This is a genomic window from Burkholderia sp. Nafp2/4-1b, from assembly GCF_003635165.1.
Taxonomy (GTDB): domain Bacteria; phylum Pseudomonadota; class Gammaproteobacteria; order Burkholderiales; family Burkholderiaceae; genus Burkholderia.
This window is the reverse complement of the sequence record NZ_ML058610.1, coordinates 195,230-210,280: the sequence shown is the minus strand read 5'-3', so window position 1 is coordinate 210,280 and position 15,051 is coordinate 195,230. Positions and strand designations below refer to the sequence as shown.

Annotated in this window: 11 protein-coding genes; 4 read left to right on the top strand and 7 right to left on the bottom strand. The window is 68.8% G+C overall.

Annotated features, from left to right (window positions below; all coding sequences use genetic code 11):
• Nucleotides 1–320: 320 nt before the first annotated feature.
• From C7H84_RS21045 to C7H84_RS21035, 3 genes are all read right to left on the bottom strand, one after another.
• Nucleotides 321–833 (bottom strand): disulfide bond formation protein B, encoded by a 513-nt coding sequence (locus tag C7H84_RS21045; RefSeq protein ID WP_121860590.1) that lies wholly within the window; start codon nucleotides 831–833, stop codon nucleotides 321–323.
• Nucleotides 834–983: 150 nt separating this feature from the next.
• Complete coding sequence (locus tag C7H84_RS21040) at nucleotides 984–2,360, bottom strand: amidase (RefSeq protein ID WP_121860589.1); 1,377 nt, start codon at nucleotides 2,358–2,360, stop codon at nucleotides 984–986.
• A gap of 7 nt (nucleotides 2,361–2,367) precedes the next feature.
• Nucleotides 2,368–3,048, bottom strand: coding sequence for a GntR family transcriptional regulator (locus C7H84_RS21035; protein ID WP_121860714.1), 681 nt, complete (start codon nucleotides 3,046–3,048; stop codon nucleotides 2,368–2,370).
• A gap of 280 nt (nucleotides 3,049–3,328) precedes the next feature.
• Between C7H84_RS21035 and C7H84_RS21030 the strand changes: the two genes are divergently transcribed.
• Entirely contained in the window at nucleotides 3,329–4,516 is a 1,188-nt protein-coding gene (locus C7H84_RS21030) for a type 1 glutamine amidotransferase (protein ID WP_121860588.1), read from the top strand.
• Nucleotides 4,517–4,680: 164 nt separating this feature from the next.
• Nucleotides 4,681–5,334, top strand: coding sequence for a DUF2968 domain-containing protein (locus tag C7H84_RS21025; protein WP_121860587.1), 654 nt, complete (start codon nucleotides 4,681–4,683; stop codon nucleotides 5,332–5,334).
• 127 nt (nucleotides 5,335–5,461) lie between these two features.
• Here the strand turns inward: C7H84_RS21025 and C7H84_RS21020 are convergent, their stop codons facing one another.
• Entirely contained in the window at nucleotides 5,462–6,796 is a 1,335-nt protein-coding gene (locus tag C7H84_RS21020) for a hypothetical protein (RefSeq protein WP_240462062.1), read from the bottom strand.
• On the opposite strand from C7H84_RS21020, the gene C7H84_RS21015 reads away from it, so the two are divergent.
• The gene (locus tag C7H84_RS21015; protein WP_121860712.1) at nucleotides 6,795–8,090 is read left to right on the top strand and encodes an MFS transporter; all 1,296 of its coding nucleotides are present in this window, start codon (nucleotides 6,795–6,797) and stop codon (nucleotides 8,088–8,090) included. The two genes, C7H84_RS21020 and C7H84_RS21015, sit on opposite strands and share 2 nt — an antisense overlap.
• A 90-nt stretch (nucleotides 8,091–8,180) precedes the next feature.
• Here C7H84_RS21015 and C7H84_RS21010 read toward each other — a convergent pair whose 3' ends face one another.
• Nucleotides 8,181–10,091: a tetratricopeptide repeat protein gene (locus C7H84_RS21010; protein ID WP_121860586.1), complete on the bottom strand. Its 1,911-nt coding sequence runs from the start codon at nucleotides 10,089–10,091 to the stop codon at nucleotides 8,181–8,183.
• Between the two features lie 58 nt (nucleotides 10,092–10,149).
• Here C7H84_RS21010 and C7H84_RS21005 point away from each other — a divergent pair, with 58 nt between their 5' ends.
• The gene (locus C7H84_RS21005; RefSeq protein ID WP_121860585.1) at nucleotides 10,150–11,823 is read left to right on the top strand and encodes an FAD-dependent monooxygenase; all 1,674 of its coding nucleotides are present in this window, start codon (nucleotides 10,150–10,152) and stop codon (nucleotides 11,821–11,823) included.
• An 8-nt stretch (nucleotides 11,824–11,831) separates the two neighbouring features.
• Here C7H84_RS21005 and C7H84_RS21000 read toward each other — a convergent pair whose 3' ends face one another.
• Entirely contained in the window at nucleotides 11,832–12,083 is a 252-nt protein-coding gene (locus tag C7H84_RS21000) for a formate dehydrogenase subunit delta (protein WP_121860584.1), read from the bottom strand.
• Nucleotides 12,084–12,090: 7 nt separating this feature from the next.
• Nucleotides 12,091–15,042 carry a formate dehydrogenase subunit alpha gene (fdhF, locus tag C7H84_RS20995; protein ID WP_121860583.1) on the bottom strand — a complete coding sequence of 984 codons (2,952 nt, stop codon included), beginning with the start codon at nucleotides 15,040–15,042 and terminating at the stop codon, nucleotides 12,091–12,093.
• Nucleotides 15,043–15,051: the final 9 nt, after the last annotated feature.

Sequence of the window (15,051 nt, the reverse complement as noted above, 5' to 3'; positions counted from 1 at the left end):
AAACATCGTCGGGCGGTGATCCGGACTATCAGGCGGCGATCATGTCGATCATAGGCCCGCCGCGCGGAATCGGGGCGGGGATGCGTGTGCACCGGGCCGAAACGCACGTGGGGCCGGGCGTGCGTGCGATGTCGCGCGATGCGCGTTCGCCCGGCAAACCGGGCGGCGGCGACGGTAGTGCGACGGTAGTGCGACGGTAGGTGCGAGGGTAGGTGTTTACGCGCGGCCGGCACGGTGCGGCCGCACGGCGGTGCTGGCTCCAGGCCGGCCGGGCGATCACGCGGCCGCGTCCGGTCGGCCGGACCGCGCGGCGTCCCCGGTCAGCCTGCCAGCTTGCGGCGATGGCGCCAGAGGCTCGATGCGACGGCAACCAGGATCACGGCGAAGCCGATCAGCGCCCAGCCCGGCAGCAGAATGCCGAAGATCGGCGGGTAGACCGTCTCGCACAGGCCGGCGACCTTGAACATGCCGGGGAACCATTGCGCGGGCGGCAGGCTGTCGACGATCGGCTGCAGCGTGTCGAAGCCGCAGCTGAAGCCCGGATTCATCTGGATCGACAGGTGGCGCGCGGCGGTGCCGACGCCGCCGGCCGCGGCGATCGCGATCAGCAGCTCGAGCACCCAGATGCCGCGCCAGTTGCGTATCCCGGCCGCGAGGAACGCGAAGATGCCGATCGCCACGAAGAAGTAGCGCTGGATGATGCAGAGCGGGCACGGATCTTCGTTCTTCACGTACTGCAGGTAGAGCGCGCCGGCCAGCAGGGCGATGCACACCCAGCCAAGCAGCATCAGCAGGCGGTGTTCACGGCGGAGGGCGAGCGTGGAGTCGTTCATGTCGGCGGGGTTCCTGTCGTTGGTCGGTCCGATAAACAATCGCGCGATTTTAGCGCGAACGATCTGGCACGAAACTGACAGCGCGGGTGCGGCACCCGGCCGCAGCCGCTATATCGGCTCCATCGGCCCGCCGTCATGCGGAGCGCCCGGTCACCGGATAGTGTTCAGCACGGCTTCGACTGCCTGGCCGATCGCCAGCAGCGCATCGTCGCGATGCGGCGCGGCCGCGAGCATCAGGCCGACCGGCGCCGCGTCGCGCGGATGGCACGGCAGCGACAGCGCGCACGCATCGAGGAAATTGAACGCGCTCGGGTTGCGCAGGATCAGCGCATTGGTGCGTGTGAACGCGGCGTCGTCCGTTTCGAGTTCGGCGATGCGCGGCGGCACGACGGGCACCGTCGGCGCGACGAGCGCGTCAAAGCGCGACCACACCGTGTGCGCCGCTTCATCGAGCATGGCCTGGCGGGCGGCGAGCAGGTCCAGATAGTCGGCCGCGCTCGCCGGCTCGCCCTTCAGGATGCGCGACAGCACGCGCGGATCGTATTGGTCGCGATGCTGCGCGAGCAGGGGCCGATGCCACGCGTACGCCTCGATCGGCGAGAAGCCGAAGCGGTTGACGTCCGGCAGCCGGTCGAGCGCGGAAAAGCGCACTTCCGTGACGATCGCGCCTGCCGCTTCGAGATGCTTCAGCGCTGCGTCGAGCGCGGCGGCCACGTCGGCATCGACGCCGTCCGTCACATAGTTGGTCAGCACGCCGAGCCGCACGCCTTCGAGCGGCCGCGCGGCCGGAACGTGCGGTTCGAGGCCCGCGAGCATCCGGTCGACGAGCGCGCAGCACGCGACCGTCAGGCCGATCGGGCCGAACGAGTCGAGCGTCGTCGACAGCGGCACGCCGCCTTGCGTCGGGATCCGGCTCGCGGTCGGCTTGAAGCCCGTGAGCCCGCACAGCGCGGCCGGAATGCGGATCGAGCCGCCGGTGTCGGTGCCGAGCGCGACGGCCGCCATCCCGTCGGCGACGGACGCGGCCGCGCCGGACGACGAGCCGCCGGCAATGCGCGCATCGCCCGGCACGTCGCGGCGATACGGCGAGCGCGGCGTGCCGAAGTGCGGATTCAGGCCGAGCCCCGAGAACGCGAACTCGCTCATGTTGGTGCGGCCGATCAGCACCGCGCCCGCGCGCTTGAGCCGCGCGACGGCGACCGCGTCGGTTTGTGCGGGCGGCGCGTCGTCGAGCACGCGCGAGCCGGCGCGCGTCACCTGGCCCGCGACGTCGAACAGGTCCTTGACCGACACAGGGATGCCCGCAAGCGGCGACAGCACGGTGCCCGCGGCACGCAGGCGATCGTGCGCGTCGGCGGCCGCGCGCGCGTTGTCGGCGTCGACTTCGGTGAAGACGACGGCACCCTGGCCCGACGGATCGGCGATCCGGTCGAGCGCGACGTCGACGAGCGCGCGGCTCGTGGTGCGGCCGGCGGCGAGGTCGGCGGCGAGCTGGGCGAGCGGAGGGAACGGCGTGAAAGTGGTCATGAGCGGCTCAGGAGCGAAGATGTTGGATCAGCGTGGCGCGAAACGAATCGATATGACGTTCGACGGCCGCGCGCGCACCGGCAGCGTCGCGCGCCGACAGTCGCTCGAACAGTTCGCGGTGTTCGCGCTGGACGTCGGACAGGTGGTGCGGTTCGGACAGCGTGACGAACCAGAAACGCAGTGAGCGCTCGTGCAGCGCGCGCAGGATCTCCGCGAGCACCGCGTTGCGCGCGGCCGCGGCGATCGCCTGATGGAACGCGCGGTCGAGCTCCATCATCCCCTCGACATCGTGCGTGTCGACGCAGGCCTGGCCGTCGTCGAGCAGCACGGCCATGCGCGCGAGATCGTCGGGCGTCGCATGACGGGCGGCGAGTTCGACGCAATGCGCTTCGTTGACGCGGCGCACGTCGATCACCGCGACGATGTCGTCGAGCGACAGCGGCTGCACCATCAGCCCCTTGCGCGGCATCACCGACAGCAGCCCTTCGAGCACCAGCCGGTGCACGGCCTGATGGACCGGCGTGCGGCCGATGCCGGTGCGGGTGACGAGGTCGGCTTCGTTGAGCGCGGCGCCGGGCTTCAGGCGCATCGTGATGATGTCGCGCTGGATCAGCGCGTACGCGCGGTCGGCGAGGCTGGGCGTCGACGCGGCGGGCCGCTCGCGGAGGGCATCGGTCAGCGCATTCATGCCGGCAGCGGCGCGGTGGAGGAGCAGGGCGCGGTCATGGCGCGGGCGATCGGACAGGATGGACGATCCGTGAATATTATTGTGATATATCACCGATGTCCAGTTGCCCGCCATGCGTTTCGATGGGGTTCGATGGGGGACGGTAAGGGGCTCGCGTGCCGGATGCGACGAGCTGCAACAATATCGACAGGATGTTGCAGGTTTACCGCGCGATCGTGCACTGAAGCATAATGAATCCTCGTCAATCCAATACGCGCGAGCGACGTACCAGACCATCGTCATGAGCGAAACCACGCCTTCCCCGGCCGGTCTGTCCGGCACCTCTTCCGCTTCCTCCGATTCCCCTCGTTCCGATCCGGCGAAAACGCCCGGCGTGCCTGCCACGCAGGAAGCCGCCGCGCACAACGTCGCCGAGGACGGCGCGTCGCCAGTCACGGCCGCGTCCGAACCAGGGGCGGCCGGGGTCGCCACCGCAGCGGAGGTCGCGACGCCGAAGCCCGGCGCAGCGCCGCCCGGTTTCGGCGCACCGCCCGATTTCGACACGCCGCGGCCGCCGCCCGCCAGTGCGCAGCATGCGCAGAACGTGCCGCCGGCTTATCTGAAACAGAGCGACACGCCGTGGTCGGTGTTCGGCCGGATCGTCGCGGCGCGGGCGCGCCGGCTGTTCGACCGCGCCGGCCAGCGCATCACGCAGCGCACGCTGCGCATCGGCGTGTCGGCGCGGATCTTCCATCCGGAGCCGGGTGCGAAGGGGCTGCGCGGCAAGACGCTGCAGTATCTCGAGGAATCGATCGCGCACTGGGTGATGTCGCGCGACGTGCTCGTGTTCATGATTCCGACCGTCGGGCATCAGGGCATGCTGCACCCCAGCAACATCCGGTTGCGCGACTACGCGAAGCATCTCGACGGGCTGTTGCTGCAAGGCGGCGCCGACGTGTCGCCGCAGACCTACGCGGCGTCGGATGCGCGCCCCGAATGGCCGGGCGACCGCGTGCGCGACATGTACGAGCTCGAGCTGTTTCACGAGTTCGTCGAGTCCGGCAAGCCGGTGCTCGGCGTGTGCCGCGGCTGCCAGCTGATCAACGTCGCGTTCGGCGGGTCGCTGTACCAGGACATCGCGACCGACGTGCCGACCGCGAATGCGCACGTGAGCGAGCATTACGACCAGCATCGCCACGCGATCCGGTTCCCCGACTCGTCGACACTCGCGAGCATGTTCCCCGGGCGCAGCGAGGCGATCGTGAACTCGATCCACCATCAGGCGATCCGCGATCTCGGCCGCGACCTGAACATCGAGGCCGTGTCGGCCGGCGATGGAATCATCGAAGGCATTCGGTACCGGCGCGCGCCGTTCGTGGTCGGCGTGCAATGGCATCCGGAGTTTCATCGCGCGGGCGGCTCCGAGCTGCTCGACTGCACGCCGCTGCTCGATGCATTCCTGCGCTCGGCACGCGAAACCCGCCTGTAGCCCGTTTATGCGGTGCGTCGCAGGAAGGCCGGCCGCATCCCGTTAAATTCGAGATGCGGCCGTTTCGTTTTGAACGATAATCGCGGCTCCCGATCGTTCGCCGGAGTCTGACGTTGGCCTTCCGAGATTTTTCCCCAGCACGATGCGCAACGTGGATCGTTGCAATGGCCGCCTGCGCGCACGCAGGCGCGGCGTGGTCCGCCGACGCGACCGCGCCGGTCGCGGGCACGCGCCCCGCGGTGACGAGCCTGAGCGGCGATGCCGCGACGACGGCTGCCGCGTCCGCCGCATCCACGACCGATGCGGCCGCGCCAGGCAATGTCGCCGAACTCACGCAGATGCTGCACGACGGGCGAATCGTCGAGATGCGCACGACGTACAACGGCAGCTACGGCGCGAGCCTGATGTTCGATCCGCGCGAGATGACGTATTACGTCGCGCTGTTCCAGGACAAGCATCTGTGGCGCGTGATCAAGTCGCAGGACAAGAGCCGTGCCGAGATGGTGTACGCGAACTTCGTCCATCAGACGGTGCAGCTCGCGGACGTCGAGATTCGCCGCACCGAACTGCAGGCGCAGAAGGCGTTCCTTGAACGCGTGATCGCGCTGCAGGCGAATCGCGCGCAGCAGTTGCAGGCCGATCTGAGCGTCGCGCGCAACCAGCAGGCGGAGGTCGCGCAGCGGCAAAAGTCGGCGCAGGACCAGGCGCAGGCGCTGCAGGTCGAGAAGCGGGCGGCGCAGCTGCAGTTGCGCGATCTGCAGGAGCAGGTACGGCAACTCGAGCGGCAGACCGAATCAGGATTGCCGTCGCGCAAATGACGATCGCCGGTCGAACGGACCGACGGACGAACGAACGAAAACCCGGCGAAGCGTGCTTCGCCGGGTTTTTTGTTGCCCTTTCGTTGCCCTTTTGTTGCCCTTTTGTCGCCCTTTTATTGCCCGCATGTCAGCGGGAAAGCGTTTCCGATGGGGCGGTCAGACGACGGTGGGACAGTTGCGTTGTCCAGTCGAAGTCCGCCGCGGGCGCATTGCCCGCTCGTGCCGGGCGATCGGTGCTCAGCGCGTTCGCCATCGCGATCAGCGCGAGCGGATCGTCGAGCGGCTCGTGCAGCTCGTGCGGTGCGTGCAGATCGTGCGGTGTGTCCGGAAGCGAGCGCGATACGACGCGGTCGGGTGCCGGCGTGTGTGATGCGTGGTGCGTGAGCGGTGGGCGGGCGGCGAGCCGCGGCACGGCGGGCGCGTGGGCTAGTGCGGTTGTCGCGCGTGTGCCGTGAGGTCGATGCGGCGACGGCGATGGTGCGCTGATGGCGCGCCGTACGTCCGGTGTCGCGTCGGAGCGTCGCGATTTGGGCTCGGGCGCAACGTCGCGTTCGGGCCGTGGCGAAGCGCCGGGCGTCGCAATGGGCTGCGCCGCGATGTGCTGCGCCGGCGCGATGACCGGCAGGGCGGGCGTGATGCGCTCGACCGAGCCGACCTGCACGCGCCCCGAGCGTTGCGTCGCTTGCTCCGGCACGACGCCGGCAGTGTGTATGTTCGGTGAAGACGCGCTGCTCGGAATCGGTTCGTGCGCGACGATCAGCCCGCCGATGATGGCGAGTGCGCCAAGGCTCCAGCAGGCGGCATGCCGCGCACGCCGGTCGGGTGCACGACTGACGGCACGTGCGATGTGCTGACCGCTTGCATCGACAACAATGACCGGGACACCGGCCGACGTCGGATGTGCGGCAGCCAGCGGTTGCCAATGGCACGCGCGATGCGGTGCGTCGACGTCGATGCAGGAAGTCGTCAGTGTGGCCACGCAACGCTCGTCGGAGCGGGTGCCGGACGCGGCGCCGAACCGCCATTCGAGGCCGAACGGCGGCACGCCGTCGAGCGGCGCGACGCGAGGGCGGGCGAGCGCGCCTTCGATGGAAACGAGGGGCGATGGGATCATGATGGACGGACGCGGTGCGGCGCGGGCGGCGATGTCGGCCTCGGCGCGGATTGCGTCGCAAATCGTGACATTGTGGTCACGCGATGATCGTCGGTCGATCAGATCGGTCTGATTTTGGTGCGCCATACGAGGCGATTTGTACGAGCCGAGCGTGATGCCCGTCGCTGCCGGCCCGGTACAAGGCAATTGTTTGCTTCGCGTGGCATCATCCGCGAACCATGCCGGCGTGCGCATCGTTGCGCGCGATGTCGCCGGTTCGCAGCGATGCGTGTGCGCCGGCCGGCGCGACACGCGTCGTCGGGTCCACATGGCGCGGATGTCGCGCCCTCCGAGCTGGGAGAACGACATGTCCACAGCAACACACGCCGTCGCGCAGGAATCGAAATTCCGCACCGTGTTCCGGGTCGTCAGCGGCAACTTCCTGGAAATGTACGACTTCATGGTCTACGGGTATTACGCATCGGCCATCGCGAAAACGTACTTTCCAAGCGGCAACGCGTTCGCGTCGCTGATGCTGTCGCTATCGGTGTTCGGCGCGGGCTTCCTGATGCGCCCGGTCGGCGCGATCGTGCTCGGCGCGTACATCGACCATCACGGCCGCCGCAAGGGGCTGATCCTGACGCTGGGCCTGATGGCGCTCGGCACGCTCACGGTGGCCGCGATTCCCGGCTACGCGACGATCGGCGTGCTCGCGCCGGTGCTCGTGCTGCTTGGCCGGTTGCTGCAGGGTTTTTCCGCGGGCGTCGAGCTCGGCGGCGTGTCGGTCTACCTGTCGGAGATCGCGACGAAGGGCCACAAGGGTTTCTATACGTCGTGGCAATCGGGCAGCCAGCAGGTCGCGGTGGTGTTCGCCGCATTCGTCGGCGTGCTGCTGAACCGCGCGCTGCCCGCCGACGACATGACCGCGTGGGGCTGGCGCATTCCGTTCCTGATCGGCTGCCTGATCGTCCCGTTCCTGTTCCTGATCCGTCGTTCGCTGAAGGAAACCGACGAGTTCCTCGCGAAGCATCACCGTCCGACGATGGGCGAGATCATGCGTTCGATGCTCGAGAACTGGGGCGTCGTGATCGCCGGCATGGGGATGGTGATCATGACGACGGTGTCGTTCTACATGATCACCGCCTATACGCCGACGTTCGGCAAGGAAGTGCTGCACCTGTCGTCGCTCGACGCGCTCGTCGTGACGGTGTGTGTCGGCCTGTCCAACCTCGTCTGGCTGCCGCTGTCCGGCGCGCTGTCGGATCGCATCGGCCGCCGCCCGGTGCTCGTCACGTTCACGGTGCTCACGCTGCTATCGGCTTATCCGGCCGTGCAGTGGCTCGTGGCCGATCCGTCGTTCCTGCGGCTGCTCGCGGTCGAGCTGTGGCTGTCGTTCCTGTACGGGTCGTACAACGGCGCGATGGTCGTCGCGCTGACCGAAGTGATGCCGGCCGACGTGCGCACCGCGGGTTTCTCGCTCGCCTACAGCTTGGCGACGACGATCGGCGGCTTCACGCCCGCGATCTCGACACTGTTGATCCATCAGACCGCGAACAAGGCGGCGCCGGGGTTGTGGCTGAGCCTCGCCGCGCTCTGCGGACTGATCGCGACGCTCGTGCTGTATCGCACGCCCGAGGCGCGCGATCAGTACAAGGCGGCCTGACGCCGCTCGCGTCGCATTACGCCGGACGAAAAAAGGGAGCGCGGCGCGCTCCCTTGTTCATTGGCGTTCGGGTGTTTGGGCATCCGGCGTTCAGGCGTTGCGCAGCGCGCGGGCGACCGTCGCTGCCACGTCGAGCCATTGCCCCGGTGCGGGTTGGCGCGCGAGCCTGGCGTGCGGATACCACGGGCAGTCGTCGCCGGTGAACCAGCGCCAGTCGGCGGCGAACGGCAGCATGATCCACACCGGCTTGCCGAGCGCGCCGGCGAGGTGCGCGACCGCCGTATCGATCGTGACGACACCGTCGAGCCGCTCGATCAGCGCGGCCGTATCGGCGAAGTCGTTCAGCCGCCCGTCGAGGCGATGTACGCGCGGATGCGCGTCGACGCGCGCCCGTTCGACATCGTCGAGCGCCGGCTGCAGCACGACCCAGTCGATGTCCGGCAGCGCGAGCAGCGGCGCGAGTGCATCGAACGGCATCGAACGGTTTTCCTGTGCCTGCCGGCGCCCGGACCATGCAAGGCCGAACTTGCGCTTCGACTGGCCGCCGAGCGAACCGCGAAAGCGCCGGTGCGCGCCGTCCGGTGCATCGAGGTAACGCTTGCTCGCGACGATGTCGGCCGGCTGCAGGCCGAGCAGAAACGGCAGGCTCATCAGCGTGCACGCGATGTCGGCCGCCGGCGGCTTCGCCGTGCCCTGTGCGACGAGCGTCACGCGCCAGCGCGCCGCGGCCGGGGCGAGCAGCGCGACGAGTTCCGGCTGCACTTCGAGCACGACGCGTGCGCAGCGCGCGCGGGCGAGCGGTACGAAACGGACGAACTGCAGCGTGTCGCCGAAGCCTTGTTCCGCGCGGATCAGCAGCGTGCGCGACGCAATCGGCTCGCCGCGCCAGCGCGGCAGCGCACCGAGCGGCGTCGCGCCCGGCGTGTCGTGGCGCGTTTCGTACGCCGGCAGGCCGCGCGTGAAGTCGCCGAGCGTCAGCAGCGTGACCGCGCGATGCAGTTGCGCGAGTTTCAGGTCGGGGGCGACGCGTAGCGCCTGGTCGAACGCGCGCAGCGCCATCTCGTGCGCACCGAGCGCGTGGTGCGCATTGCCGAGGTTCAGCCACGCCAGACTGAACGACGGATCGAGGCCGACCGCGCGTTCGTAGTAGGGCAGCGCTTCGCGCTGGCGCGCTTGCGCGCACAGCGCGTTCGCGAGCCCGAAGAGGGCGAGCGGGAACGGCGGGTGCAGCGCGAGCGCGGCTTCGAACGCGGCCGCGGCCTCCGCATGGCGGCCGACCGCTTCCAGCGTGTTGCCGAGATTGAAATGCGCGGCGACGAAGCGCGGCTGTGCGGCGATCGCCGCCTGGAAGTGCGCGATCGCATCGTCGGCGCGGCCCATCGCGCTCAGCGCCATCGCCAGGTTGTTATGCGCGCCGGCATGTCCGGGCCGCAGCTCGAGTGCGCGGTGGAACGCGGCGAGCGCGTCGTCGTGACGGCCGAGCGCGTTCAGCGCGTTGCCGAGGTTGTTGTGAATCGACGCGTCGTCGGGCGTGAGCCGCAGCGCGCGGTCGAACGCGTCGACGGCATCGTCGTGGCGCTGCAGCGCCGCATACGCATTGCCAAGGTTGTAGTGCGCAAGCGGAAATTCGGGCGCGAGCGTCAGCGCGTTGCGAAAGCGGTCGATCGCGTCGTCGAGCCGGCCGAGCGCCTTCAGTGCGTTGCCGAGGTTGAGGTGCAGCGCGGCGTCGCCCGGGCGCAACTCGACCGCACGCCCGACGAGGTCGGCTGCCTCGGCATGCTGGCCCTGCTGATGCCGCAGCACGCCGAACAGATGCAGTGCGTCGGCGTCGGCGGGATTGGTGGCGAGCGCGGCGCGATAGCCGTGCTCGGCCTCGGCGAGGCGGCCCGCGCGGTGCGCGGCGTACGCTCGGTCGAATGCGGAATCCATGACGCGAAAACTGACGGAAAGCGCGTATTTTCCCACACTGCGCGCGGGCACCCCAGATCGGCCGAGCGGCATATGGCCCCGTCACGCGGAGCGGCGTAGACTTGCATGATCGCGTGTCATGGAGGTCCTCATGGCTGACACACTGCTCGACATCCCGCCGGTGCTCATCGTCGGTGCCGGTCCGACCGGCCTTGCTGCCGCGATGAGCCTCGCGCGCGCCCGTGTGCCGGTGCGCATCATCGACCGGCTCGCCACGCCCGCGCCTTATTCGCGCGCGATCGGCATCCAGGCGCGCACGCTCGAATTGCTGGAGCAGCATCGCGCGGTCGAACCGTTTGTCGCGCTGGGCCATCGCGTGCATGCGGCCGCGCTGCATGCCGATGGCCGCGTCATCGCGCGGCTCGATTTCGATCCGCTGCAAACGCGCTATCCGTATCTGCTGTTGCTTGACCAGAGCGTCACCGAGCGATTGCTCACGGAGCATCTCGCCGGTTTCGGCGTGACCGTCGAGCGCGGCGTGACGCTTGCCGCGTGCGATGCGGGCGGCACGTCGCTCGACGTGACGTTGCGCGGCGCCGACGGTCGCGACGAGCGATTTGCGCCGTCGTACCTGATCGCCGCCGACGGCGCACACAGCACGGTGCGGCATCTGCTTCACGTGGGCTTCGCGGGCCGTGCGCTCGAACAGACGTTCCTGCTCGCCGATTTCGCGGCGATACCCGACTGGCCCGACGAAGAGATCCATCTGTTCACGACGCCCGACGGCATCGCTGGCTTGTTCCCGATGGGGAGCGGTCGCTACCGGCTCGTCGCCGATCGGCCGCCGGGCGGCGACCCGTCACCCGACGCGCCGCCCCCGTCGCTCGCCGAATGCGATGCGATCATGCGGGCCCGCATGGGCGCGTCGATCGCGCCGAGCGATCTCGCGTGGTCGTCCTACTTTCATCTGCACAGCCGGATGGTCGACCGGCTGCGCTACGGCCGCGTGTTTTTCGCGGGCGACGCCGCGCATATCCACAGTCCGGCAGGCGCACAGGGCATGAACACCGGCATGCAGGAAGCGTTCAATCTCGGCTGGAAGCTGGCCCGTGTGCTCGGCGCGGGCACGCCGGAGCGGCTGCTCGATACCTATCACGCGGAGCGCCACCCGATCGAGCGCGACGTGTTGCGGCAGACCAGTTTCATCACCCAGATGGTCGAAGCGGAACACGGTGCGATCAAGCTGCTGCGCGATCACGTCGTGCCGCTGCTGTCGTCGTTCGGCCCGGTACGCGACGCGGTGCGGCGCACGTTCAGCGAGCTCGGTGTGCAGTACCGGAAGAGTTCGCTCACGCTCGAACGCGTGCTCGACGGCGGCCCGCGCGCAGGCGAGCGTGCGCCGGACGCAGTCGTGCATGTGGTCGACGGACCGCTCGGCCGAGCGCCCGGCACCGCGCGGCTATACGACCTGCACGACCCGGCGAGCTTTACGCTGCTGCTGCTCGAGGAGCCGCTCAATGCCGATGCGGGCGCCGCGGGCGACGCAGGCGACCTGAGCGACGTGCCGCCGATGGCCGCGGATGCGCGGGCGCTCGCGCAGGGGCTGGAGCGGATCATGCCGGGCGCGGTGCGCACATGGCGCGTCGCCGATGCCGAAAGCGACGGGGCGGAGGGGCTTGCGCAGGCATACGGCCGGTCGCGGCCGTCGTTCTACCTGCTGCGGCCCGATGGCTACATCGCTGCGCGCGGCCGTACCGCCACCGACGCGAACGCGCTGCTGCGCCATTGCGAAAGCTGGTTCGCGGGCATGCCGCTGCCCGCATAGCGGGGCATTCAGGTCGGGGCCGGGGCCGGCACGAGCGAAGCCCGATGCGCGGCGATCGCGTCGCGCACGATCGGTGTCGCGCGTTGCCCGGCTTCGCTCGACGGGTCGTCGAGCGCGGCGAGCAACGCGCGGCGCATCCGCGGCTCCCAGAAGCGCCGGATGTGCTCGGCGATGCCGGTCAGTGCTTCTTCGCGATCAGGCATCGATTCGAAGAATGCGCCGATCTGGTTGGCCATGTCGATCAGGTGTCCGTGGTCCATCGCGTCCTCACTTGCCCGTCGTCACGGCGGCCGGCGCGGCGGCGCGGCGCTCGAGCAGGTCGAGCTGCTCCGAGTTGAAGCGCGCATACGCTTGTTGCCAGTCGGACGGTTGCGCAACCGGCAGCACCTGCACGGCCGTCACCTTGTATTCCGGGCAGTTCGTCGCCCAGTCCGAGCTTTCCGTCGTGATCACGTTCGCGCCCGATTCGGGGAAGTGGAACGTCGTGTACACGACGCCCGGCTGCATGCGGTCGGACACGAGCGCGCGCAGCACCGTCTGGCCCGCCCGCGATTCGATGCCGACCCAGTCGCCGGTGCGGATCCCGCGATCCTCCGCGTCGTGCGGATGGATCTCGAGGCGGTCCTCTTCGTGCCACCGCACGTTCTCGGTCCGGCGGGTCTGCGCACCGACGTTGTATTGCGACAGGATACGGCCCGTCGTCAGGATCAGCGGATAGCGCTGCGTGACCTTCTCCGGCGTCGGAATGAACTGCGTGATCACGAAGCGGCCCTTGCCGCGCACGAACCCGTCGATGTGCATCGTCGGCGTGCCGTCCGGAGCCTGCTCGTTGCACGGCCACTGGATGCTGCCGAGTGCGTCGAGCTTCTCGTATGACACGCCCGAGAAGGTCGGCGTGAGCCGCGCGATCTCGTCCATGATTTCCGACGGATGCGTGTAGTGCATCTCGTAGCCGAGTGCCTGCGACAGCAGCAGCGTCACTTCCCAGTCCGCGTAGCCCGCGAGCGGCGGCATCACCTTGCGCACGCGCGAGATGCGGCGCTCCGCGTTCGTGAACGTGCCGTCCTTCTCGAGGAACGTCGAGCCCGGCAGCAGCACGTGCGCGTACTTCGCGGTCTCGTTCAGGAAGATGTCCTGCACGACGATGCATTCCATCGACGACAGCGCGGCGGCGACGTGCTGCGTGTTCGGATCCGACTGGACGATGTCCTCGCCCTGGCAGTAGAGGCCCTTGAAGCTGCCGTCGAGCGCCGCGTCGAACATGTTCGGGATGCGCAGCCCCGGTTCCGGCTGAAGCGTCGCCGACCATGCCTGCTCGAACAGCGTGCGTACGGCTTCATCACTGATATGGCGATAGCCCGGCAGCTCGTGCGGGAACGAACCCATGTCGCACGAGCCCTGCACGTTGTTCTGGCCGCGCAGCGGATTGACGCCGACGCCTTCGCGGCCGATGTTGCCGGTCGCCATCGCGAGGTTCGCGATGCCCATCACCGTCGTCGAGCCTTGCGCGTGCTCGGTCACGCCGAGGCCGTAGTAGATCGCGGCGTTGCCGCCCGTCGCGTAGAGGCGCGCGGCTTCGCGCACCAGCGCGGCCGGGACGCCCGTCACGTCCGCAGTCGCTTCCGGCGAGTTCTCGGCGCGCGACACGAAGTCGCGCCACTGCTCGAATGCGCGCGTTTCGCAGCGTTCGGCGACGAACGCGTCGGCCACGAGCCCTTCGGTGACGATCACGTGCGCGAGCGCGTTGACCATCGCGACGTTGGTGCCGGGACGCAGCTGCAGGTGATGCGTGGCCTTCACGTGCGGGCCGTCGACCACGTCGATGCGGCGCGGATCGATCACGATCAGCTTCGCGCCGGCGCGGATGCGCCGCTTCAGGCGCGAGCCGAACACCGGATGGCCGTCGGTCGGGTTCGCGCCCATCACGATGATCACGTCGGCGTGGTCGACCGACGCGAAGGTCTGCGTGCCGGCCGATTCGCCGAGCGTCGTCTTCAGGCCATAGCCGGTCGGCGAATGGCACACGCGTGCGCAGGTGTCGACGTTGTTGTTGCCGAAGGCGGCGCGCACGAGCTTCTGCACGAGGTAGGTTTCCTCGTTCGTGCAGCGCGACGATGTGATGCCGCCGATCGAATCGCGGCCGTACTTCTGCTGCAGCTTGCGGAATTGCGTCGCCGCGTAGGTGAGCGCCTCTTCCCAGCTGACTTCGCGCCACGGGTCGGTGATCTTCTCGCGGATCATCGGCTTCGTGATGCGGTCCTTGTGCGTTGCGTAGCCCCACGCGAAGCGTCCCTTCACGCATGCGTGGCCTTCGTTCGCGAGGCCGTTCTTGTGCGGCGTCATCCGCACCACCTGCGTGCCCTTCATCTCGGCCTTGAACGAGCAGCCGACGCCGCAGTATGCGCAGGTCGTGACGACCGAGTGCTCGGCCTGGCCGAGCTGGACGACGGTCTTTTCCTGCAGCGTGGCGGTCGGGCACGCGGCGACGCACGCGCCGCACGATACGCATTCCGACGCCATGAACGATTCGCTCTCGCCGGCGGCGACGCGCGATTCGAAGCCGCGCGCGGCGATCGTCAGCGCGAACGTGCCCTGGGTTTCCTCGCACGCGCGCACGCAGCGGTTGCAGACGATGCACTTCGACGGGTCGTACGTGAAGTACGGATTCGATTCATCTTTCTGATCGCGCAGGTGATTCGCGCCGTCGAAGCCGTAACGCACTTCGCGCAGCCCGACCACGCCCGCCATGTCCTGCAACTCACAGTCGCCGTTGGCGGGGCAGGTGAGGCAGTCGAGCGGATGGTCGGAGATGTACAGCTCCATCACGTTGCGGCGCAGCGACTGCAGCCGGTCCGACTGCGTGCGCACCTTCATCCCGGCTTCGGCGGGCGTCGTGCACGATGCCGGATAGCCGCGCCGGCCTTCGATTTCAACGAGGCACAGACGGCACGAACCGAACGGTTCGAGCGAATCGGTCGCGCAGAGCTTGGGCACGTTGACGCCGGCTTCGATCGCGGCGCGCATCACCGACGTGCCGGCCGGCACCGTGACCGGCTGGCCGTCGATTTCGAGCGTGACGTCGGTATCGGCATGCCGTTGCGGCGTGCCGTAGTCGGTATCGTCGAACGGATCGCGTGCGCGCGCCTGGGCGGCGCTCTTGCACGCGCATTGGCCCGAGCCGCAGCCGCCTTGGCGGACGTTGTTCGTGTCGAGGGACATGCAGGGCTC

Coding starts and splice junctions, on each gene's coding strand:
- C7H84_RS21045 (WP_121860590.1), bottom strand. CDS start 833: ATGAACGACTCCACGCTCGCCCTCCGCCGTGAACACCGCCTGCTGATG.
- C7H84_RS21040 (WP_121860589.1), bottom strand. CDS start 2,360: ATGACCACTTTCACGCCGTTCCCTCCGCTCGCCCAGCTCGCCGCCGAC.
- C7H84_RS21035 (WP_121860714.1), bottom strand. CDS start 3,048: ATGAATGCGCTGACCGATGCCCTCCGCGAGCGGCCCGCCGCGTCGACG.
- C7H84_RS21030 (WP_121860588.1), top strand. CDS start 3,329: ATGAGCGAAACCACGCCTTCCCCGGCCGGTCTGTCCGGCACCTCTTCC.
- C7H84_RS21025 (WP_121860587.1), top strand. CDS start 4,681: ATGGCCGCCTGCGCGCACGCAGGCGCGGCGTGGTCCGCCGACGCGACC.
- C7H84_RS21015 (WP_121860712.1), top strand. CDS start 6,795: ATGTCCACAGCAACACACGCCGTCGCGCAGGAATCGAAATTCCGCACC.
- C7H84_RS21020 (WP_240462062.1), bottom strand. CDS start 6,796: ATGTCGTTCTCCCAGCTCGGAGGGCGCGACATCCGCGCCATGTGGACC.
- C7H84_RS21010 (WP_121860586.1), bottom strand. CDS start 10,091: ATGCCGCTCGGCCGATCTGGGGTGCCCGCGCGCAGTGTGGGAAAATAC.
- C7H84_RS21005 (WP_121860585.1), top strand. CDS start 10,150: ATGGCTGACACACTGCTCGACATCCCGCCGGTGCTCATCGTCGGTGCC.
- C7H84_RS21000 (WP_121860584.1), bottom strand. CDS start 12,083: ATGGACCACGGACACCTGATCGACATGGCCAACCAGATCGGCGCATTC.
- fdhF (WP_121860583.1), bottom strand. CDS start 15,042: ATGTCCCTCGACACGAACAACGTCCGCCAAGGCGGCTGCGGCTCGGGC.